At 69.2% G+C, this 20,062-nt stretch carries 19 protein-coding genes; 11 read left to right on the forward strand and 8 right to left on the reverse strand.

Going from position 1 to position 20,062, the window contains the following annotated elements; genetic code table 11:
• Positions 1–123: 123 nt before the first annotated feature.
• The 4 genes from H4281_RS38410 (at position 124) to H4281_RS38425 (ending at position 3,822) form a co-directional block, all read left to right on the forward strand.
• The gene (locus tag H4281_RS38410) at positions 124–1,224 is read left to right on the forward strand and encodes a LacI family DNA-binding transcriptional regulator (RefSeq protein WP_037809317.1); all 1,101 of its coding nucleotides are present in this window, start codon (positions 124–126) and stop codon (positions 1,222–1,224) included.
• 163 nt (positions 1,225–1,387) lie between these two features.
• Positions 1,388–1,879: a beta-class carbonic anhydrase gene (locus H4281_RS38415; RefSeq protein ID WP_182895763.1), complete on the forward strand. Its 492-nt coding sequence runs from the start codon at positions 1,388–1,390 to the stop codon at positions 1,877–1,879.
• Positions 1,880–1,902: 23 nt separating this feature from the next.
• Complete coding sequence (locus tag H4281_RS38420; RefSeq protein WP_182895764.1) at positions 1,903–2,778, forward strand: iron-sulfur binding domain-containing protein; 876 nt, start codon at positions 1,903–1,905, stop codon at positions 2,776–2,778.
• A gap of 90 nt (positions 2,779–2,868) precedes the next feature.
• Positions 2,869–3,822: a peptidoglycan recognition protein family protein gene (locus H4281_RS38425; RefSeq protein ID WP_182895765.1), complete on the forward strand. Its 954-nt coding sequence runs from the start codon at positions 2,869–2,871 to the stop codon at positions 3,820–3,822.
• A gap of 46 nt (positions 3,823–3,868) precedes the next feature.
• Here the strand turns inward: H4281_RS38425 and H4281_RS38430 are convergent, their stop codons facing one another.
• The gene (locus tag H4281_RS38430; protein WP_182895766.1) at positions 3,869–4,621 is read right to left on the reverse strand and encodes an alpha/beta fold hydrolase; all 753 of its coding nucleotides are present in this window, start codon (positions 4,619–4,621) and stop codon (positions 3,869–3,871) included.
• 57 nt (positions 4,622–4,678) lie between these two features.
• Here H4281_RS38430 and H4281_RS38435 point away from each other — a divergent pair, with 57 nt between their 5' ends.
• Complete coding sequence (locus tag H4281_RS38435; RefSeq protein WP_182895767.1) at positions 4,679–6,100, forward strand: M1 family metallopeptidase; 1,422 nt, start codon at positions 4,679–4,681, stop codon at positions 6,098–6,100.
• Here H4281_RS38435 and H4281_RS38440 read toward each other — a convergent pair.
• Positions 6,076–7,482 (reverse strand): AAA family ATPase, encoded by a 1,407-nt coding sequence (locus tag H4281_RS38440; protein ID WP_182895768.1) that lies wholly within the window; start codon positions 7,480–7,482, stop codon positions 6,076–6,078. The genes H4281_RS38435 and H4281_RS38440 overlap by 25 nt on opposite strands.
• 55 nt (positions 7,483–7,537) lie before the next feature.
• On the opposite strand from H4281_RS38440, the gene H4281_RS38445 reads away from it, so the two are divergent.
• Positions 7,538–7,846, forward strand: a complete 309-nt coding sequence (locus H4281_RS38445; protein ID WP_067576852.1) for an antibiotic biosynthesis monooxygenase family protein — start codon at positions 7,538–7,540, stop codon at positions 7,844–7,846.
• Positions 7,839–8,642, forward strand: a complete 804-nt coding sequence (locus H4281_RS38450) for an SIR2 family NAD-dependent protein deacylase (protein ID WP_182895769.1) — start codon at positions 7,839–7,841, stop codon at positions 8,640–8,642. The genes H4281_RS38445 and H4281_RS38450 overlap by 8 nt, the downstream gene beginning before the upstream one ends.
• On the opposite strand, the gene H4281_RS38455 is transcribed toward H4281_RS38450, so the two are convergent.
• The gene (locus H4281_RS38455; protein ID WP_182895770.1) at positions 8,629–9,063 is read right to left on the reverse strand and encodes a GNAT family N-acetyltransferase; all 435 of its coding nucleotides are present in this window, start codon (positions 9,061–9,063) and stop codon (positions 8,629–8,631) included. The genes H4281_RS38450 and H4281_RS38455 overlap by 14 nt on opposite strands.
• Entirely contained in the window at positions 9,060–10,013 is a 954-nt protein-coding gene (locus H4281_RS38460; RefSeq protein ID WP_182895771.1) for an endonuclease/exonuclease/phosphatase family protein, read from the reverse strand. Before H4281_RS38460 ends, H4281_RS38455 begins: the two co-directional genes overlap by 4 nt.
• A gap of 109 nt (positions 10,014–10,122) precedes the next feature.
• Between H4281_RS38460 and H4281_RS38465 the strand changes: the two genes are divergently transcribed.
• Positions 10,123–11,100: an ATP-binding cassette domain-containing protein gene (locus tag H4281_RS38465; RefSeq protein ID WP_182895772.1), complete on the forward strand. Its 978-nt coding sequence runs from the start codon at positions 10,123–10,125 to the stop codon at positions 11,098–11,100.
• Positions 11,097–11,903: an ABC transporter permease gene (locus H4281_RS38470; protein WP_182895773.1), complete on the forward strand. Its 807-nt coding sequence runs from the start codon at positions 11,097–11,099 to the stop codon at positions 11,901–11,903. The genes H4281_RS38465 and H4281_RS38470 overlap by 4 nt, the downstream gene beginning before the upstream one ends.
• Before the next feature lie 72 nt (positions 11,904–11,975).
• On the opposite strand, the gene H4281_RS38475 is transcribed toward H4281_RS38470, so the two are convergent.
• From H4281_RS38475 to H4281_RS38485, 3 genes are all read right to left on the reverse strand, one after another.
• On the reverse strand, positions 11,976–12,317 hold the full coding sequence (locus tag H4281_RS38475; protein ID WP_182895774.1) for an ankyrin repeat domain-containing protein: 342 nt from the start codon (positions 12,315–12,317) through the stop codon (positions 11,976–11,978).
• Positions 12,318–12,366: 49 nt separating this feature from the next.
• Positions 12,367–12,558 carry a hypothetical protein gene (locus tag H4281_RS45975; RefSeq protein WP_237597477.1) on the reverse strand — a complete coding sequence of 64 codons (192 nt, stop codon included), beginning with the start codon at positions 12,556–12,558 and terminating at the stop codon, positions 12,367–12,369.
• Positions 12,559–12,788: 230 nt separating this feature from the next.
• Complete coding sequence (locus tag H4281_RS38485) at positions 12,789–15,971, reverse strand: AfsR/SARP family transcriptional regulator (RefSeq protein WP_182895775.1); 3,183 nt, start codon at positions 15,969–15,971, stop codon at positions 12,789–12,791.
• 145 nt (positions 15,972–16,116) lie between these two features.
• Here H4281_RS38485 and H4281_RS38490 point away from each other — a divergent pair, with 145 nt between their 5' ends.
• Together H4281_RS38490 and pcp are read left to right on the forward strand one after the other, a co-directional pair.
• Complete coding sequence (locus tag H4281_RS38490) at positions 16,117–17,562, forward strand: M1 family metallopeptidase (RefSeq protein WP_182895776.1); 1,446 nt, start codon at positions 16,117–16,119, stop codon at positions 17,560–17,562.
• Entirely contained in the window at positions 17,559–18,164 is a 606-nt protein-coding gene (pcp, locus tag H4281_RS38495) for a pyroglutamyl-peptidase I (protein ID WP_182895777.1), read from the forward strand. The genes H4281_RS38490 and pcp overlap by 4 nt, the downstream gene beginning before the upstream one ends.
• A 3-nt stretch (positions 18,165–18,167) precedes the next feature.
• On the opposite strand, the gene H4281_RS38500 is transcribed toward pcp, so the two are convergent.
• Positions 18,168–19,928, reverse strand: a complete 1,761-nt coding sequence (locus tag H4281_RS38500; RefSeq protein WP_182895778.1) for an Hsp70 family protein — start codon at positions 19,926–19,928, stop codon at positions 18,168–18,170.
• Positions 19,929–20,062 lie beyond the last annotated feature (134 nt).

Consider the following 20,062-nt stretch of genomic DNA (forward strand, 5'->3'; position numbering starts at 1 on the left):
CATCCGAACGGCGAGCCTCACTCCACCGGGTGGCCACACCCGCTCTTGATCACCGAGAGGATCGAGACGCTCACCACAGGGGTGTCGCTTCTGGAAAACGATCTGAACCGTTACGGTTTGCGGATGGGCCGTCCTATTCGCACCCGGAGGCAGGCGACATTGGCGTCGCTCGCGGCGGAACTCGGGGTGTCCAGGACCACTGTGTCCAACGCCTACAATCGCCCGGATCAGCTCTCCCCCGAACTGCGCCGCAGGGTGCTCGAGACCGCGCGGCGGCTCGGCTACCCCGGACCCGACCCGGTCGCGCGCTCGCTGCGCACCCGGAAGGCGGGCGCGGTCGGACTGCTGCTCACCGAGAACCTGTCCTACGCCTTTCGCGACCCGGCCGCCGTCGGCGTGCTCGAAGGACTCGCGCTGGCCTGCGAAGACGCGGGCGTCGGCCTGCATCTCGTGCCGGCCAGCCCCGGTCGCGAGGACCTCGCCGCGGTGCACCGCGCGGGCGTGGACGGGTTCGTCGTGTACTCCGTGCCGGACGACGATCCGCATCTCGCGGCCGTCTTGGAACGGCCCGTGCCGACGGTGATCATCGACCAGCCCCGCATCGAGGGCGTCGACCGCGTCGGCCCGGACGACGCGGCCGCCGTCACACAGCTCGCCGACCACTTGGTGGCGCTCGGCCACCGGCAGATCGGCGTCCTCTGCATGCGGCTCGGCCGCGAGCGCAACGACGACTTCGTGACGTCCGAACGGCAGAGCGGCGCGCACTTCCACGTGCAGCGCACCCGGCTGGAGGCATTGGCGACGGCGTTCTCCTCGGCTGGCGTCGACTGGGCGACCGTGCCGGTGGTCGAGCGCTTCGACCACACGGTGGACGACGGCGCCTCCGCCGCACGTCAGCTGCTGGACGCGTATCCGCAGGTCACCGCCCTGGTCTGCACGTCGGACATCCTCGCGCTCGGTGCGCTGGCCGAAGCGGCGCGACGCGGGCTGCGGGTGCCGCTCGACCTCACGGTGACCGGTTTCGACGGCATCGCCGAGGCGGAGCGCTCCGGGCTCACGACGGTGCACCAGCCGGTGCTGGAGAAGGGCAAGGTCGCCGGACGGCTGCTGCTCAGCTCGGCCGAGCGGGTCGGGCCCAAGGTCATCACGCTGCCGACCGAACTGCGGGTCGGCCGCACGTCGGCACCGCCGCGGACGGTCGAGGAGCCCTGGTTCGGCGGCTGAGGTCGTGAGTGCTGATCACGGTTAGAACCGTGATTGCCACTCACAAGTCACCCCAGCCTTTGCCGTGATTTCCGGCCCACCGCATTGTGCGCGCGCCCCCGGCCCGGTTCCATGGACGGAACCGCCCCGCTCCCGCGGGGAAGCGCAGGCCGAAAGGTGCCCCATGACCTCCATCGACGTGCTGCTCAAGCGTAATCAGGAAATCGGGAACATCGTCCCCGGCGACCGGTCCTCCCCCAAGCCGTCGCTGCAAGTGTCGATTCTGACCTGCATGGACGCCCGGATCCGGGTGTTCGAGATCTTCGGCCTGCTGCAGGGCGAGGCGCACGTGCTGCGCAACGCGGGCGGCGTGGTGACCGACGACATGATCCGTTCGCTCGCGCTCAGCCAGCGCAAGCTCGGCACTCGAGAGGTGCTGATCGTCCAGCACACCGACTGCGGCCTCTCCACGGTCACCGAGGACGAGTTCAAGGACGAACTGGAGTCGGCGACCGGACTGCGGCCGACCTGGGCGGTCGAGGCGTTCCGCAAGGTCGAGGACAGCGTGCGCACCTCGGTGGAGCGCGCCCGGCGCAGCGACTTCCTCCTGCACAACGACAACGTGCGCGGATTCGTCTACGACGTGAAGGCCGGGAGCCTGACCGAGGTCAAGTAAGAGCCGTCGTATTCAATGGCGGGGTGGCAGTAGACACCGATGTTCTGATCGAGTGGTTCGCCGACGTCGGCCGGGACCTGCCCTGGCGGGAACCGGACTGCTCGGCGTGGGGCGTGCTGGTCAGCGAAATCATGCTGCAGCAGACGCCGGTCTCGCGCGTCCAGCCGATCTGGCTGGAGTGGATGGCCCGCTGGCCGGTGCCCTCGGCGCTGGCCGCGGAGACCACCGGCGAAGTCGTGCGCGCGTGGGGCAAGCTCGGCTACCCGCGTCGCGCGCTTCGGCTGCACGCCGCCGCCACCGTCATCGCTCAGGAACACGGCGACGTCGTTCCGTCCGATGTGGACACTCTGCTCGCGCTGCCCGGCATCGGCGCGTACACGGCGCGCGCGGTCGCGGCGTTCGCGTATGGCAAGCGTGCGCCGGTGGTGGACACGAACGTCCGACGGGTCGTCGCGCGTGCCGTTCATGGCGCGGGCGACGCGGGCCCGGCGTCGAATACCCGCGACATGGCGGACGTCGAGGCGCTGCTTCCGGCCGAGGACGCGCCCGCGGCGAAGCTTTCCGCAGCGCTGATGGAGCTGGGCGCGCTGATTTGCACCGCCCGGTCGCCGAAGTGCGCGGACTGCCCGATTTACGCCGAATGCGCCTGGCAGCACAACGGCCGTCCCGAGTACGCCGGCCCGGCCAAGCCGGTGCAGAAGTTCGCCGGGACCGACCGGCAGGTCCGCGGGCTGCTTCTGGACGTCCTGCGCGGTGCCGAGGGACCGGTCGAGAAGGCGCGGCTGGACCTGGTGTGGCACGAATCCGGGCAGCGCGACCGGTGCCTGGATTCGCTGCTCGTGGACGGTCTGCTGGAGCAAACCCGCGACGGGCTCTTCGCGCTTCCCGGGGAACACTGACGCACTACGACGAAAGTCGGCAAAAAGTTGTCCCCTCCGGGGTGCCGGGTTAGCTTTCCCCAGTCGCACTTCCGGGCTGAGGAGTTCCGCATGGGGGAAGCAACGCGTCGTGCCGTCTTGAAGGGCGGCCTCACCGTCACTGCCGTGGGCGCTTTGGGCTGCGCAGGGGCGAAATCCGCGGCGGCGGCGACCACTCCGGTCATCCATTCGACGGCCGAGTGGAACGCCCGGCCGCCGTCAGGCGCGATCGTGGTGGAGAACCACAAGCCGACGTACATCGTGGTGCACCACACCGTCGATCCGGGCAACAACACCGACTACTCGCTGGCGCACGCGCTGCAGATCTCGCGGGACATCCAGAACTTCCACATGGACACCCGCGGCTGGATCGACACCGGCCAGCAGTTCACGAACAGCCGCGGCGGCTTCGTCACCGAGGGACGGCACCGCAGCCTCGAAATCCTCCGCGGCGGGACGCAGCATGTTCAGGGCGCGAACGTCGCCAACCACAACAGCGAATGCATCGGCATCGAGAACGAGGGCCTCTACAGCACGGTCGACGTTCCGGTCGCGCTGTGGAACTCGCTCGTGCAGTTGATCGCCTACATCGCACACCTTTACGGCATCACGCCCGAGTTCATCAAGGGCCACCGCGATTTCAACTCGACCGAATGCTGCGGCCAGGTGCTCTACGACCGGCTCCCGGAGCTGCGGAAGGCGGTCGGCCAGCAGCTCGGCCTGTCCGTCGCGCGGCTCGACGCTCCGGAATGGCCGCTGCTCAAACCGGGTGACACCGGGCCGCGGGTGATGACCGCACAGCGATTCCTGCGCGCCGCCGGGTTCGGCGTGCCCACCGACGGCGTGTTCGGCAAGGCGACCGCGGCCGCCGTGTCCGCGCTGGCCGCTGAGCACGGGCTTTCCCGCGACAGTTGCACCGCGGCCCGGGCCAGCGACGAATCCGGCTACCTCGGCTCGGACGTCTGGCCGCTGATCGTGCCGGCGGACCGCTCGACCGCCGCGTGGCGCACCGAGCTGGCCCGCTGACCGGGGACGCCTCACGTGTGCCAGCGAGGGCGGCACGCGTGGGGCGTCACAGGCCGGACAGGAACGCCTCCACCGCGCCGCGATAGGTCTCCGGCGCCTCGGCGTGCGGCACATGCGCCGAACCGGGCACGACCAGGTGCTTCGCGCCCGGCACCCGCGCCGCGACCTCGGCTTGCTGACCGGCGGGCATCGCGGTGTGCTCGCCCTCGACCAGCAGCAGCGGACAGCGGATACCGTCCACAATGGACCAGTAGTCCCCGCGACCCCATTCGGCGGCGATCTCGTACAGGTTCTCCAGGTCGGCGATCAGGTGATAGCCGTCCTCGCGTTCCTCGACGCATTCGGTGAAGTAGTCGCCCGCGGCTCCGAAGAACTCGCGCACGTGAGCCAGCGATTCGAACGGCACCGGCCAGCTCTCGAAGTAGCCGCGCCAGGTCTCGACGGTGCGTCCGCGCTGGTCCGGCGCGAAATCCTCGCTGACGACCGCGCGCACCAGCTCCGGATGCTTCGCCGCGGTGGCCCACGCGTGCAGTCCGCCCATCGAATGCCCGATCAGCACGGACGGACCGACGTCAGCCAGCACGTCCGCGACGTCCTCGGCGAACTGCTCGGTGGTCCACGGCCCGATGTGCGGCGCCCGGCCGTGCCCGCGGGCGTCGAGGGCGCGCACCCGGCCGTATCGCTTGAGCCATTGCGCGACCGGCCACCACGTGCGAGCGCGGCCCATCAGCCCGTGCAACAGCAAGATCGACACGCCAGAGCGTTCGTCGCCGCCGAAGTCGATCAGGCCTGGTCGCATTAATCCTCCCGGGTTTTCCCGGCTACCTCATCACAAATCTGCCCCTAGGGTGAAGGAATGCGCAGCCGCCAGTCCGCCGTCCTCGCCCTCGCCGGCGTGCTTGCGCTGTCCGCGTGCAGCCCTGCCGAACCCGCCGCTCCACTGCCGCCGATGCATCCGAAGCCAGGTGCGAGCAGCGCGGGCGACCCGTACTTCCCCGACGACGGCAACGGCGGGTACGACGCGCTCGACTACCACGTCGACGTCAGCTACGACCCGCCGAGCGGCCGGCTCGACGGCGACACCACGGTCTCCGCGAAAGCCACCCAAGACCTCAGCCGCTTCGATCTCGACCTGCGCGGGCTGGACGTCTCGGGAGTGGAGATCGACGGGAAACCGGCGAAGTACAGCCGGGAGAAGAACAAGCTGGTCGTGACTCCGGCCGAACCGCTGCGCTCGGGTTCGACGTTCCGGACGCGCGTGCGCTATTCGGGTGTTCCGGCGAAAACCCCGCACGACGGCGGATCGGAGAACGGCTGGGCCCGCTCCGAGGACGGCGGCGCGTACCTGGTCGGCGAGCCGCATTCGGCGTCGTTCTGGTACCCGGTCAACGAAACCCCGCGCGACAAAGCGACCTTCACGCTGACCGCGCACGTGCCCACCGGCTGGACGGTCATGTCCAACGGCCGGGAGCAGGGCACCAGCGCCAAGGACGGCAAAACCACCACGACGTGGGCGGATCCGAATCCGGTGGCCAGCTACCTGACCACGATCGCGATCGACAAGTTCACCGTGCAGCGGTCCACGCTCCCGGACGGCACGCCGATCGTTTCCGGCTACGCGCCGGGAGCCGAAGCGCGCGAGGCCACCGGCGACCGGCTGCCGGAAGTGATCTCGTTCCTGGAGAGCAAGTTCGGCAAATACCCGCAGAGCGCGGCCGGCGGGATCTACCTCGACGAGGACATCCACTTCTCCCTGGAAACGCAGACCCGTCCCACTTATGCGAAATGGGCGGAAATCCTGACTTTGGTGCACGAGAACGCGCACCAGTGGTTCGGCGATTCGGTGTCGCTCAACTCGTGGGCGGACATCTGCCTCAACGAGTGCTTCGCGTCGTACGCGCAGTGGATGTGGGGCGAACGCGAGGGCCAGAACCTGGACGACCGCTACCGCGCGGCCGTCGAGATCACCAAGGGCAGCACGGACTTCTGGGGCCAGAAGCTCGTCGACATGGGGCCGGAGCACCTGTTCGAAGGCGCGTACGACAAGGGCATCCTCGCCGTGCACGCGCTGCGCCGGGAACTGGGCGAGCCGGGGTTCGAGAAGGTGCTGCACGAATGGGTCGGCCAGCATCGCAACGGCAACGCGACGTGGGCGGACTTCGAGAAGCTCGTGTCGAAGGTCGCCGGACGCGATGTGAGCGGATTCCTCAACGACTGGTTCCACGGGTCGAAACTGCCGTCGGACACCGACCTTTACCCAGGCGCGTTGCGGCCCTGACTGCCGAGCAACGACCTGGTCAGACTGCTGCGAGAGTCGTTCATCTCGGCTAGGGCCGCGCCCAGTTCCGGGTCGCCGACCCGCACGGGTTCATCGGGTCGGAGCGCCAGCGCGCGCAGCGACGCCCGGCGAAGCAGTTCCTTCATGAACGACGCCGTGACGCCTTCCGTCGCCTCGACGACTGGCGTCAGGTCGGCCGTCAGCTCCAGGTCCCGCGAATACAGCCGCAGCAGCGCTTCCCGTCCCGCGGCGTCCGGCAGCGGCACCTCCACCGCCAAGTCGACGCGGCCGGGCCGGTCGGCCAGCGCTTTCTCCAGGCTGCTCGCCCGGTTGGTGGTGAGCAGGAAGGTGACATCCGCGTCGCCGCCGACGCCGTCCATCGCGTCGAGCAGGCTGAACAGCAGCGGCGTCGGGCCGTGCGCGAGGTCGCGGTCCTCGGCGATCAGGTCGACGTCCTCCAGCACCATGACGCTCGGCTGCAGCCGGCGCGCCAGCGAAGCGGCTTGCGAGATGAACCGCATCGCGGCACCGGTCAGGATCACGACCGTGCAGTCCGGGAGCTGGCCCATCAGGTACCGCACGGTGTGCGTTTTCCCGGTGCCCGGCGGACCATGCAGCAACAGGCCGCGCTTCAGATGCTGACCCGCCTCGGCGAGGCGCGCGCCGTGTTCCGCGATGCCGAAAGTGTGCCGTTCGACCGCTTCGAGAACGCCCGCCGGCAGCACCACGTCCTCCTTGCGCAGCTCCGGCCGCGGCAGGAAGGTGACCAGCTCGTTGTTGCGGTGCTCGCTCAGCCCGAAGGCGATCACCTGGCCGCGCAGCACGTCGTGGTCGGTCATCAGCGCTTCAATGCGGTCGCGGGTCTCGGTGGCCGCCCGCCGGTCCTCGGCGATCACCTCGAGGCGGCAGTTCATCTGGCCGTACTGCGGGGCCGAGCCGCGCACGCCGACCAGCACCGGCGAACCGTCCGGCGCGACCGTGCCGACCAGCCCGAGCTGGACGACGTCCGCCGCCTCGTCCGGTCCGACCGCGACCGTCGCGTAGTCCACCGCGCCCAGTTCGTAGTGGCCGTGCTGCTTGGCCGTGACCAGCATGCCGACCAGGTCTTCGTGCCCGCGCAGACCGCCCGCGATGCCGAACCAGTCGGTGCCGATCCCGTGCTCGGCGAGGTACGCGTCGACCCCGGCCTGGATGGTGGCGTGCTCCCAGTTCTCGAAGCTGTGGGTGACCACCAGCGCCTGCGCGAGCGGCACGCCGAGGTGCCCGGTGACGCGGTCGATCAGCTCGTTCGAACCGCCCGAACCGGCCGACTCGGCCGCGGCTTTCACGAGGAGCTGCAGGTTGCGGGCCAATTCGGTGCTAAAGACTTCGTCGTCCCCCATGTGAGCAGAGTGGCACGAACCGCGAAACCAGGCCAGCCGTAAGTACGCTGGGGGCATGGCAGTGGTCAAGATCAACGCAATCGAGGTCCCCGAAGGCGCCGGCCCGGAGCTGGAGAAGCGCTTCGCCGCGCGGCTGCACTCCGTCGACAACCAGGAGGGGTTCCTCGGCTTCGAGCTGCTCCGCCCGATCGCGGGCGAGACGCGCTACTTCGTGTACACGAAGTGGGAAACCGAGGAGCACTACCAGGCCTGGGCGGGCGGTCCGGCGCGCGAGGCGCACGCGGGCGAGCGCAAGAACCCGGTGTCGACCGGCGCGAACCTGCTGGAATTCGAGGTCGTGCAGGCATCGAAGCCGGGTGAGTGACGAACTCGCCCGCGCCGCCGAGCTGATCTCGGACGCCGGCGCGCTGCTCGTGTGCGCCGGCGCCGGGATGGGCGTCGACTCCGGCCTGCCCGATTTCCGTGGCGGGGAAGGGTTTTGGCGGGCGTATCCGCCGTACGCCGGGCTCGGGCTGCGGTTCGAGGAGCTGGCCGACCCGCGGCATTTCGCCTCGGACCCGGAACTGGCCTGGGGTTTCTACGGGCACCGGCTCGACCTGTACCGGAAAACGGTGCCGCACCGCGGGTTCGGCCTGCTGCTCGAATGGGGACTGGCGAAACCTGGCGGCGTGCGGGTTTTCACGTCCAATGTGGACGGACAGTTCCAGGCGGCGGGATTCCGGCACGTCGCCGAGGCGCACGGGTCGATCCACCACCTGCAGTGCCTGGCCGGGTGCTCGCGGGAGATCTGGTCGGCCGCGGACCTGGCGGTCGACCTGGACGAGGCGACCATGCGCGCCCGGCCGCCGTTGCCGTCGTGTCCGCGGTGCGGCAGCCTGGCCCGGCCCAACATCCTGATGTTCGGGGATTTCGACTGGGTTCCGGACCGCAGTCAGGAACAGCTGGACGAACTGGCGGCTTGGCGACGCGCGCATCGCGGCGCGGTGGTGGTCGAAATCGGTGCCGGACAAGCGGTTCCGACCGTACGACGGTATTCCGAACTCGCCAGCGCGGCAACGGGCGCACTGATCCGGATCAACCCGCGCGAGCCGCGGATCCGGCACGGACGCGGGATTTCGATCCCCGCCGGAGCGCTGGAGACGCTGATCAAGCTCGCTTGAGCGCCAGCAACGGGAACGGACGACCGTCCGAATCGGTCTCCTGCCTGCCCACGACCTCAAACCCGTGGTGCAGATAGAAACCGACCGCCTGCGGGTTCTGTTCGTTCACATCCAGCGTGAGCCCCGGGAACCGGTCCAGCGCCGCACGCAGCAACGCCGACCCGACCCCGCGACCGCGGAAATCGTCGTGCACGAACAGCATTTCCAGCTTTCCGTCGGCGATCCCGGAGAAACCCGCCGCGATTCCGTCGACCTCCGCCACGGTCAGGTCCACTTCCGGGAAGTAGAGCGGGACGCGCGTGGCGTAGTACTCGACGTCCGCCGGCGCCAGGAAATGGTGCGTCGCCTCGACTGCGCTGCGCCAGATCTCCAGCAGCCGCGGGTATTCGACCTCCCCGTTGCTTGGCCGCAAGGTCGTCATGGCAGTTGCACCTCCGCGTAAACCGCCCGGTGATCGCTTCCGGGCACATCGAGCACCTGGTAGTCCCGGATCGCGACCCGGCGGTCCACCAGCACGTGGTCCAGCGGCACGAGCGGAACCGCCGACGTCGACCAGGTCGGGACGAGGCCGTCGCCGCGTGCCTCCGCCGCGTCGACGTATCCGCGGGACAGCACCGTCCGCAGGGCCGCGTGGTCGAGAGTCGCGTTGAAATCGCCTGCCACCACGCGCAGGCCGTGCTCGCCGATCGCGCGCGACAGGTCCCGCATCTCCTGTTCCCACTGGTAGTACCCGGAATCCGGCGAACGCGGATGCGCGGCAACGATCTCCAACGTCGTCCCGCCGCCGAGGTCGGCCGCCGCGCCGGGTTGTTTCTGGGCCGAATCGCCGGTGTAGTCCTCTTCGGTGAGCGGATACCGCGACACGATGCCGGAACCGTCCACCCCGGACGCCGGGTGCATGACCCGGTACGGCAGCGTCTGGAAAAGCCCGGCTTTCTCCAGTCCGGACATCGCGGCAGGCGTCATCTCCAGCAGGTTCAGCACGTCGACCCGCTGTTCCCGGACCAGCCGCACGAGCGCCGCCGGATCGGCCTGGCCGAGGTAGAGGTTGGCCGCCAGCACGCGCACCGTCTTCCCGTTCGCCGCCGGCTGGTCGTCGGACATCACCCGCGGCGCGACGTACACCGCCAGCAGCGCCGACAACGCGAGCGCGACGCCACCGGCCCACCAGCGCCGCAGCACCAGCGCGAGTGCGGCGAGCAGCACGCCGTAGACCACGACGTACGGCGTCAGCGCCAGCAGCGCGGTCAGGTACCAGCTGCTGCCGTCCCAGCCGATCGTGCGCAGCACAGCCACCGTCAGCAACGGCAGTCCGACCAGCACGAGCAGGCCCGTGACCAGCCGGGTTCGCGTCCGCGCCTCCATCACCATGATCGAAGAGTATGCCGGGCAGGCACTGACAGGTCCGTGTCAGCGCCGTGTGCGCGGCTTGCCAGCGCCTGGATCCACTGTGTGCTGGAGCGACACAGGAGGAGGCATCATGTCGCACGCGATCCAGGCCGAGGGCCTGGTCAAGCATTACGGGGAGACGAAGGCGCTGGACGGGGTGGACCTCGAGGTCCCGTTCGGGAAGGTGGTCGGGGTGCTCGGGCCGAACGGCGCGGGCAAGACAACCGCGGTCCGCATCCTGGCCACCCTGCTGAGACCGGACGCGGGACACGCCACGGTCGGGGGTTACGACGTGGTCCGCGACCCGGTCCGGGTGCGCGGGCTGATCGGGCTCACCGGGCAGTACGCGTCGGTGGACGAGGACCTGAGCGGCACCGAGAACCTGGTACTGATCGGGAAGCTGCTGAACCTGTCCCGGGCCGACGCCCGAGCGCGGGCAGCCGAACTGCTGGAGCGGTTCGAGCTGACCGACGCCGCCAAGCGGCCGATCCGGACGTATTCCGGCGGCATGCGGCGCAGGCTCGACCTGGCGGCGAGCCTCGTCGGCCGTCCCGCCGTGCTGTACCTGGACGAGCCGACCACCGGACTCGACCCGCACGCGCGCAACGAGGTGTGGCGGGTCGTCCGCAGCCTCGTCGCCGACGGGGCGACGGTGCTGCTCACGACGCAGTACCTGGAGGAGGCCGACCAGCTGGCCGACCGGATCACCGTGTTCGACCACGGCCACGTGGTCGCCGACGGCCGCGCCGACGAGCTGAAGCGGCGCGTCGGCGGGCAGACGCTGCAGGTGCGGCCGACGTCGCTGCGCGACCTCGACGAGGTCGACCGCATCCTGGCCGAACTCACCGGCGTCCGCCCGGTCCGCGACGACGCGACCGGACTGCTGACCGCACCGGTGTCCGACCCGGTGCTGCTGTCCACGCTGGTGCGCCGGCTCGATTCGGCGGGCATCACCTCCGACGAACTGGCGCTGCGGCTGCCCAGCCTCGACGAGGTGTTCCTGGCCCTGACCGGGCATGGCGCCGAAGACCCGAAGCCGGAGCGCGAACTCGAAGGGAGCCGGTCGTGACCACCGCAACCGCCGTGGCGGCCCCGCCCCGGCACATCAGCCCGATCCAGGGCACGAAGCACGCGTTTTCGCTTGCCTGGCGGGGAATCCTGAAGATCCGCAAGAATCCGGAACAGCTGGCCGACGTCACGCTGATGCCGATCATCTTCCTGCTGATGTTCACCTACCTGTTCGGCAACGCGCTGGGCGGTTCGATCGAGAACTACCTGCAGTCGTTCGTGCCCGGCCTGATCGTGATGAACGTGCTGCAGGCGTCGCTGACGGTCGGCACGCAGCTCAACACCGACATCACCAAGGGCGTCTTCGACCGCTTCCGCTCCATGCCGATCGCCCGCTCGGCCCCCTTGGTGGGCGCGGTGCTGGCGGACCTCGTGCGGTATGTGGTGTGCCTGGCGGTGCTGCTGACCGTGGCGACCGTGATGGGCTTCCGCGTGCAGACCGGTCCCGGGGAGTTCGTCCTCGCGATCCTGCTGGCGGTCGCGTTCGGCCTGTGCTTCTGCTGGGGTTCGGTGTTCGTCGGGATGCTGATGAAATCCCCTGGCGCGGCACAGGGCCTGATGTTCGTCTTCATCATGCCGCTGACATTCGGCAGCAACGTGTTCCTTCCGACGGCCACGATGCCGGGCTGGCTCAAGGCGTGGGCGGACATCAGCCCGGTGAGCCTGATGTCCGACGTGATGCGCGGCCTGCTCAACGGCGGCGTCGCCTACGGCGGCTCTCTGCTGGGCGCACTGGCGTGGATGGCCGGTGCGGTCGTGGTGTTCTTCCCGCTCGCGACGTGGGCCTACCGCAAGCGGGTCTGAGGGCGTCCTGCACGGGGGTGGGGACGCTGTGGTGAGTGTCTGTGTCCGGGTTCCACAGCCGGGCACAGGCACTCACTTTTGTTTTGGCGGGGTCCATGGCTGCCGATTTCGGCTGATAAAGCCGCGCATGACGTCGACAGCCAGCCAATGGCCTCGCTCCTGCGCCTCCGCAAGGACCGACAGGCCCTGGTGGCGACGGAGCGGGTCGGCTCCGCGGGCGAGAAGGAAAGCGGTGACGTCAACGTGCAATGGCTTGCCGCTTTGAATGTGGTTGTCGACTTCGGCGTCGATGGCGTGCCGCAGCAGCGTCCAGCCGTCCCCGCTGTCGTCCTCGACGTCATGACCGGCGTCGAGAATGTCCCGCAAGCGAGGCAGGTCTTCAAGTTCGACTGCTTGGTGAGCTGCTGACCACACGCCGGAACTCCTTCGCGCTCTGTGGGCGCCGCAGGTTATCGCGCAGCCTTCATCCCGCCTTGTTGACCGCGAGATGGCCGGTCAACCACTCCCCATTGCCAGACCCGATGGCTGCCTTCTCTTCCTCGTTGAACGGTGCCTTCTCCGGAAACGACCGCGCGACACCGCCGCTCGTGTCCAGGTAAGGAAAACCGCCGGGCCGGGTGCGGAAGGTGCAGGGATAGTCGCTCGAATAGAGCATCCGCCCGGTCCCGACCACCTCCGCCGTCCAACGCAGCCAGCGTTCGCTGACCGTTCCGCTGCCCGCGCCCGCACCGGTGCTTGGGGGCCGAAGTGCAGGGGGACGCGAAGGCATGCGGCGGTTCCGAGAGGTCGTCGAACTCCGGGGCGTCGGCCAGTTTGTCGCCGGTGCGGCCGTACCGCATCGCGCCGCGGGAACCCAGGCTGACCGCGTGTTCCAACTCCTCGACGTTAGTTATCGTCGAGAACAGGCGAGCGTTCCGCCTGGACCGCCTCGATCGCCTCCGCCCGGTCCAGCTGCGAGGTTTCGGCCACGAGCGCCTCGTACCGTTCCACGCCCAGCTCGCTGGTCAGGTTCTCGATGAGCTCCCGGACCTCCGGGCTTCCCAAGTCGAACCGTCCGCGCACCACCGCGCTCAGCGCGAGCAGCCGCGCGGACGACTCCAGCCGCCCCTGCTGGTACCGGATCCGCGCCAGCAGTTCGACCACGCCCGCCAGGTCCGGCATGTCGAATCGTCCGGCCGCCTGCTCGATGACCGCGAACACCGCTGGTTCCGCATCATCCGGACGGCCTTCGGCGAGCAGCAACCCGGCCTCCATGGTGCCAAGCCATTCCGCCTCGAAACCTTCCGGCGCAGGCCAATCCGCGCGCGCCGACTTCATTTCCCGGAACACCTCGCGGGCCTCGGCGACGTTGTGCTCGCGGATCAGCAGCTCAGCACGGCCGAGCAACACGATGAGGCGCAATCCGCTGTTGCCGCCGGAAGCCGCGTAGCGTTCCGCGGCCTCCATGTCCCGCCACGCACCCTCTTGGTCGCCAGCCCGCGAGCGTTCCACCGCCAGCCGCCACCACTGCTGCACGATGTCGTCCTTTGACCGCAGCTCCATCACCAGCCGCAGGCCCTCGGTGTACGCGGCGATCGCCGCTTCGTGGTCACCGGACTGCGACAGCGCCGCGGCTCGGAAACCGTGTGTCATGCCGAGACCCCAGCGGTCGCCGACCTCGGCAAAGCCTTGGTGCGCAAGCTCTCGCGCCCGGTCCGCTCCTTCGAGGTCGCCCATGTCGCCGAGGACGAAACTCTCCGCCCAGTGTCCGGCGGCGCGGCCCCAGACGTCGTCCCGTTCGACGGCCCGGCGGATCTCGCGCTTCGCCAGGTCGCGTTCGCCGTTGAGGTAGGCGATTATCGGCAACCCCACCCACAGCCACGGATTCCGTTCCACCGCACCGGTCCGCACGCAGTCCTCGATCAGTTCGGGAACGTCCACCTTCTCGTGCGGACCGGCCATGACCCGCATCAGCACCTGGATCAACCGCAGGCTCGCCGCCATGTCCGGCGGCAGCTCTCCGCTCAGTTCGAGCACCTCGTCCACGAACAGCGCGCCCCGCTCGTTCTGGCCGACGATATTGAGATACCAGAACAATCCGAACAACAGCCGGGCCGCCGAACCCGCGGAGTCCGACTCGATCGCCGCCCGCAGCGCAGCGGTGAAGTTATCGCTTTCGTGCTCGTACACGTCGATCGCCTGGAGCTGGTCCCGTCCGCGCAGCAGCGGTTCGTTGCGGTCGGCCAATTCCGTGTAATAGGCGACCATCGCCGCCCGCATCCGATCCTGTTCGCCGGACTCGACAAGCCGCTCGGTCGCGTAGGCGCGAAGAGTTTCCAGCAGGCGGTAACGCATGCCCACTACGTCCACAATGGACTTCTCCACCAGTGAACCCAGTACGTACACGATCTCTTCCGCGGGCAGTTCGTCGTCCGAGCAGACGTTTTCCACCGCCTCCTCGGAAAAACTCGCCGCGAACACCGCGAGCCTGCGCGCGAGCCGGACCTCCGCGTCACTCAGCAGATCCCAGCTCCACTCCACCACCGCGCGCAGCGTGCGCTGGCGCGGCAACGCCGTCCGGCTGCCGGAGGTGAGCAAGCGGAACCGGTCGTCGAGGCGTTCGGCGATCTGTTCGGCGGTCATCGACCGCAGTCGCGCGGCGGCCAGTTCGAGCGCCAGCGGCATTCCGTCGAGCCGTCGGCAGATCTGCCGTACTGCGTCCACTGTGGACTCGTCGAGCCGGAATCCCGGACGTACCGCCATCGCGCGATCGAGGAACAGCCGGACGGAATCGAGGGTGCCGACGTCCGAGGGCGGCGCGGCCTCGTCCGGCACCGGCAGCGGACCGAGCGGGCACAACGCTTCCCCAGTGATCGCCAACGGCTCCCGGCTCGTCGCGAGCACCCGCAACGCCGGCAGCCGACGCAGCAAATTCTCGGCCAGCTCCGCGGCGGTGTCCACGAGGTGTTCGCAGTTGTCCAGCACCAGCAACGCTTCCGTGCCGCCGAGCGTCTCCACCGCGTGTTCGAACGGATCGACCTGCCGACGCCGCGCGTCGGTCTCCGTGGTCCGAAGGTCGCGGACCTCCAACGCGTTCAGCAGCGCGGCCAGCACGTCTTCCGCATCCCGCACGCCGGCCAGCGGCACGAACCACACCAAACCGCGCGAGTGCGCCGGATGCCGCGAAGCCGCTTCCGTCGCGAGCCGCGTCTTGCCGGCCCCGCCCGGGCCGACGAGCGTGACCAGCCGGGATCCTTCGAGCAGTTCGGCCAGCAGCTTCAGTTCGTCAGTGCGACCGATGAAGCTGGTCAGCCGCTGCGGCAACCGGTCGACCACCGCGGCGACCGGCGTGTACTCGCCGCGCAGGGCACGCAGATGCACTTCCTGCAGTTCCGCCGACGGGTCCACGCCCAGTTCGTCCGCCAGCGTCGTTCGGATCGCGGAGTACGCGGCGAGCGCGTCGGCCTGCCGTCCAGCGGCGGAAAGCGCACGGATTCGCAAGCCGGCCAACCGTTCCCGCAGCGGATGCGCCTGCGCGGCGGCGGTGAGTTCCGCGAGCACGTCCGCGTGCCGGCCCAGCCGCAGTTCGGCTTCGAACCAGTCCTCAGTGGTCTCCGTGCGCCGCTCTTCCAGCAACGTCGCGGGCGCGGCGGCGAACGGCGCGTCCAGCACATCCGCGAGCGCCGGTCCGCGCCACAACGCGAGTGCGGCGGCGAGCGATTCGGCGGCAGTGCCGTCCCGGCCAGCGGCAAGTTCACGGCGCCCTTCGGCGGACAACTGCTCGAACCGGTGGAGATCCACCGCTTCCGGCGGCACCGCGAGCCGGTAACCGCCGTTGACCGACTCCAGCTCGGCACCCGCGGGGCGCAGCACCCGACGCAGCCGCGAGACCAGCGACTGGAGCGCATTGGCGGCGTCCGCAGGAGGTTCCGCGCCCCACAGTCCGTCGATCAGCGCTTCGGCGGGAACCGCGCGGCCCGCGTCGAGCGCGAGCCGGGAAAGGAGCATGCGAAGGCGGGCTCCGCCGATGTCGATCGGCGTGCCGTCCTCCCCCTCCGCTCGCAGCGGGCCAAGCAGCGCGACGCGCATGAGGTCCAGCTTTCCAGACAACGCGCGGCTCGTGTCGGGGCCCGACGGAAGTGTGGACTTTCGGGACAATCTGCCGCCAAGCGGTTACTGCCCGGCTTCCCGGCGCTACGTTGCGGAGGATTCACCCGCAGACACAGGAGCGCCCATGAGAGCACTGCACCGCTGGCGTCGCCCGGCAGTGACCGTCGCAGCCACCCTCACCGCATTGACGCTCGGCACTGGGATCGCGTCGGCCGGACCGGGAGGCTGGGACAAGCCAACGCCCGGTTCGGACGGCGCCGGAGACAGCTACTACCCGCAAGACGGCAACGGCGGGTACGAGGTCTCCGACTACGACCTCAGGATCAACTACGCTCCCGACACCCACCAGCTCGCCGGAGTCCAGACGGTCCACGCGAAGGCGACCCAGTCGCTCAGCTCGTTCGACCTCGACCTCCGCGGCCTCACCGTCGACGCGGTCCGGGTCAACGGCGCGCCCGCGAAGTTCACCCGTACCGGCGACCACGAACTCGTGATCACGCCGAAGATGCCGCTGTGGAAGGGCCTGCCGTTCACCACCGAGGTCGCCTACCACGGCGTCCCGGTCGCGATCGACGACCCGAACCTCGGCAAGAACGGCTGGCAGTTCACCAAGTCCGGCGGCGCGTTCGCGGCCGGCGAGCCGAAGTCGGCCACCACCTGGTACCCGGTCAACGACACCCCGCGCAACAAGGCGAAGTTCCGGCTGTCGATCACCGTCCCGAGCGAGTGGGGCGTCATCGCCAACGGACGCGAGGTCGGCAAGTACCGGACGCGCGCGGGCACCACGCACGTCTGGGCGGAGGACACCCCGACCGCGTCGTACATGACCACGGTCGCGATCGACAAGTGGACGTTCAACAATCGCAAGCGCGCCGACGGCACCCCGATCGTCAGCGCGTACGCGCCGGGCACCACGGACGCCACGAAGCAGGCCGACGCGCAGTTGCCGGAGGTCATCGACTTCCTCGAATCGAAGTTCGGCAAGTACCCGGTGGACGCCGCGGGCGGCATCTACCTGACTGAGCCGATCGGGTTCTCGCTCGAGACGATGAGCCGCCCGATCTACTCCGGCCGCGCAGGCAACATCAGCACGATCGTGCACGAGAACGCGCACCAGTGGTGGGGCGACACGGTCGCCGTCGACCACTGGAAGGACGTCTGCCTCAACGAATGCTTCGCGTCCTACGCGACGTGGCTGTGGGCGCAGAAGAACGGCACGGATCTCGACGCCAAGTACCTCAGCACAGTCGCCTCGGCCAGCGACGCGTTCTGGGACGGCAAGCTGTACGACATGGGGCCCGGCCACGAGTTCACCTACGTGTACTCCAAGGGCCCGGTCATGCTGCACGCGCTCAGCAAGTACCTGGGACAGGACGCGTTCGACCAGGTGCTCAAGACCTGGAACTCCGTGCACCACGACGGAAACGCGAGCATGCAGGACTTCCAGAAGTACTGTGAGAAGGTGTCCGGCATGGACTTGCAGGGCTTCTTCGACGCGTGGATCTACGGCAACGGCAAGCCGTCCGACGAGTTCCTTTACCCGGGCGACCTGAAGCCGGCCGCCGGATGACGGTTCTGCTGACGGGGTTCGCGCCCTTCGCCGGAGCGGCGACGAACCCCTCTTGGCAGGCAGCTTCGCTGGCAGCGGTGCGGCGGACGGACACGGTGGCGGTAGAGCTGCCGTGCGAGTTCGACGCGTCGCTGCCGGCGCTGCGGGCCGCGATTCTCGCGCACCGGCCGGAGCTGGTCGTCTGCGCCGGGCTGGCCGGCGGACGCGAGCACGTCACGCCGGAGCGAGTGGCGATCAACCTGATCGACGCCCGGATCCCGGACAACGCCGGTGCGCAGCCGGTCGACGTGCCAGTGGTCGGGGGCGGGCCGTCCGCATACTTCACCACGCTGCCGGTGAAAGCGGCGGTCGCGGCGATCGAGTCGGCGGGGCTGCCCGCGGCCGTGTCGTACACCGCCGGGACGTACGTGTGCAATCAAGTCTTCTACGGCTTGATGCATCTGATCGCGACGGAGTTTCCCGGACTGCGCGGCGGTTTCGTGCACGTGCCGGAGGAAGCGCGGATGCCACTGGACTCGATCGCGCGAGCGCTCGAGATCGTGGCGGACACCGCTTTGACCGTGCACGAGGACGTGACCACGTCGGCAGGCACCCTGCACTGAGCTCTATTCGCCAGGCTGGACGGTCTGCTCGAAGAACTGCACCAGGTCCCGCGGCCGTCGGCTGGTGTGCGACGGGCTGGTGTCCATCACCGTGCCGACCACCGGGATGCCGTCGGCCTGGTAGATCAGCAGCCCGAGCTTCGGCCCGACCCCGGCGACATAGCGGCCGCTCAGCCCGGTGCGCGTGCGCCAGGTGTCGGTCTCGACGCGGCCTGTCATGTCCTTGCGCGCACCGGGCTCGACCTGGGCGAGAGTGAGTCCTTCGTGGAACGCGACGGTGGTCTTGTCCGGGAAGCGGCACAACGCGCTGCGTACCGCGCCCAAGGCTTTCGCCAGTTCCGGGTCGTCGGAGCAGGTGGCGCGGGTTTGAATGGTCGGACCGGCCAGGCGGCGGATGCACTTCGTGAGCCCGTTTTCGCCGGGGAGCGCTGGTTGCGAACCCGCGCAAGTGATCGGCGGGGCGACTGGTTGATTCGCCGCCGGTTTGTCGTCGCCGCGGGTGACGAGAACGGCGGTCACGATTCCGGCGACGACCAGCACGGTCAGCGCGATCGCGCCGATGATCAGCGGTTTGCGGGATTTCTTCTTTTGTGGCTGCCATCCAGGCGGCGGTGGCATGGGTGCTGAGGGCCGCTGGACCGGGCCGGGCTGGTACTGGACGGGCGGCCAGGATGCCGGTGCCTGCGGTGCCGGCATCGGCGTTGCCGCTGCCGGACGCTCGTCCACGTGATGCAACCCGAACGCGACCGCCGTCTCCGGCTGGTCCTCGGTCGTCGGGACCACGCCGAGCGTCGACCCGACCAGCGAGGCCAGCAACGGCATCCGGCTGGGCCCGCCGACCAGATACACGCCACCGAGCCGATCCGGCGTGAGCCCGGCCCGCGCGATCGTCGCCGCGAGCATTTCCGCACTGCGCAGCAGGTTCGGCCGAACCAACGCTTCCAACTCGGCACGGGTGACGAGAACATCGCCGAACGGATCCGGCATCGGCACCTCAGTGTGCGCGTGCCGGGAAAGACTTTCCTTGGCATCACGGACGTCTTGGAGCAGCACCCGCTGCAGCCGCCGGTCACTGGTCGTCTGCGGACGGAGAAGCCGTTGCCACTGCGCCGGATCCGCGTGCGACACCGATCGTCCGATATGGACCAGCAGGGCTTGGTCGATGTCCAGGCTGCCGAGATCCGGCAACCCGTCCTCCGCCAGCACCGCGGTCCCCGCGCCGACAACCGCACAGTCGAACGTGCCCGCGCCGAGGTCGTACACCGCGATCGGCCCGCTGGGCGCGCCCGTTTCGCGCAGAGTCGCGTAATGCGCCGCCGCCGCGACCGGCTCCGGCACCAACCGCGCCTGAACGAACCCGGCCTTGCCCGCCGCCGCCCGAAGCGTCTGCTGCCGCTGCGCACCCCAACCGGCCGGATGCGACAACCGCACCTCGTCCGGAACCCCGGAAAGCTGCCGTTCGGCCTCCTCGCCCATCCGCCGCAACACCGCGGCGAACGCGTCGACCACTGGCACCGCCCTGTCGCCAAGCAGCAGCTCACCGTCGTCGATCCGCCGTTTGGGATGAGGCTCGAACCGGCTGGGATCCAGCCGAGCCCGCCGCTCCGCGTCCTGCCCGACGACGAGCCGTCCGTCCTCCTCCGCGTACACCGCGGAAGACATGGTGACCGACCCGTCGACCTCAATAGCCCGCGGCCCGCGCCCGAAGGCCGCCAAGACGCCGACCGTGCTGGAAGTACCGAAGTCGATCGACAGGACGTCCACGCAGTTCCCCTCCCCAAATCCCCACCGCAATCGTCTCACGAGCGCGAGTGCGAGCTACCGCCGAAACACGGTTGCCAAGCTAAGTGACCATGACGCCGACCAGCCGCGACCTCGTGAGTGGCAATCCCGGTTAG

The organism is Amycolatopsis dendrobii (genome assembly GCF_014145675.1).
GTDB lineage: Bacteria > Actinomycetota > Actinomycetes > Mycobacteriales > Pseudonocardiaceae > Amycolatopsis > Amycolatopsis dendrobii.

Coding starts and splice junctions, on each gene's coding strand:
- H4281_RS38485 (WP_182895775.1), bottom strand. CDS start 15,971: ATGCGCGTCGCGCTGCTTGGCCCGCTGCGAGCGGAGGGGGAGGACGGC.
- H4281_RS38430 (WP_182895766.1), bottom strand. CDS start 4,621: ATGCGACCAGGCCTGATCGACTTCGGCGGCGACGAACGCTCTGGCGTG.
- H4281_RS38410 (WP_037809317.1), top strand. CDS start 124: ATGGGCCGTCCTATTCGCACCCGGAGGCAGGCGACATTGGCGTCGCTC.
- H4281_RS38435 (WP_182895767.1), top strand. CDS start 4,679: ATGCGCAGCCGCCAGTCCGCCGTCCTCGCCCTCGCCGGCGTGCTTGCG.
- H4281_RS38440 (WP_182895768.1), bottom strand. CDS start 7,482: ATGGGGGACGACGAAGTCTTTAGCACCGAATTGGCCCGCAACCTGCAG.
- H4281_RS38455 (WP_182895770.1), bottom strand. CDS start 9,063: ATGACGACCTTGCGGCCAAGCAACGGGGAGGTCGAATACCCGCGGCTG.
- H4281_RS38490 (WP_182895776.1), top strand. CDS start 16,117: ATGAGAGCACTGCACCGCTGGCGTCGCCCGGCAGTGACCGTCGCAGCC.
- H4281_RS38460 (WP_182895771.1), bottom strand. CDS start 10,013: ATGGTGATGGAGGCGCGGACGCGAACCCGGCTGGTCACGGGCCTGCTC.
- H4281_RS38415 (WP_182895763.1), top strand. CDS start 1,388: ATGACCTCCATCGACGTGCTGCTCAAGCGTAATCAGGAAATCGGGAAC.
- pcp (WP_182895777.1), top strand. CDS start 17,559: ATGACGGTTCTGCTGACGGGGTTCGCGCCCTTCGCCGGAGCGGCGACG.
- H4281_RS38425 (WP_182895765.1), top strand. CDS start 2,869: ATGGGGGAAGCAACGCGTCGTGCCGTCTTGAAGGGCGGCCTCACCGTC.
- H4281_RS38465 (WP_182895772.1), top strand. CDS start 10,123: ATGTCGCACGCGATCCAGGCCGAGGGCCTGGTCAAGCATTACGGGGAG.
- H4281_RS45975 (WP_237597477.1), bottom strand. CDS start 12,558: ATGCTCTATTCGAGCGACTATCCCTGCACCTTCCGCACCCGGCCCGGC.
- H4281_RS38445 (WP_067576852.1), top strand. CDS start 7,538: ATGGCAGTGGTCAAGATCAACGCAATCGAGGTCCCCGAAGGCGCCGGC.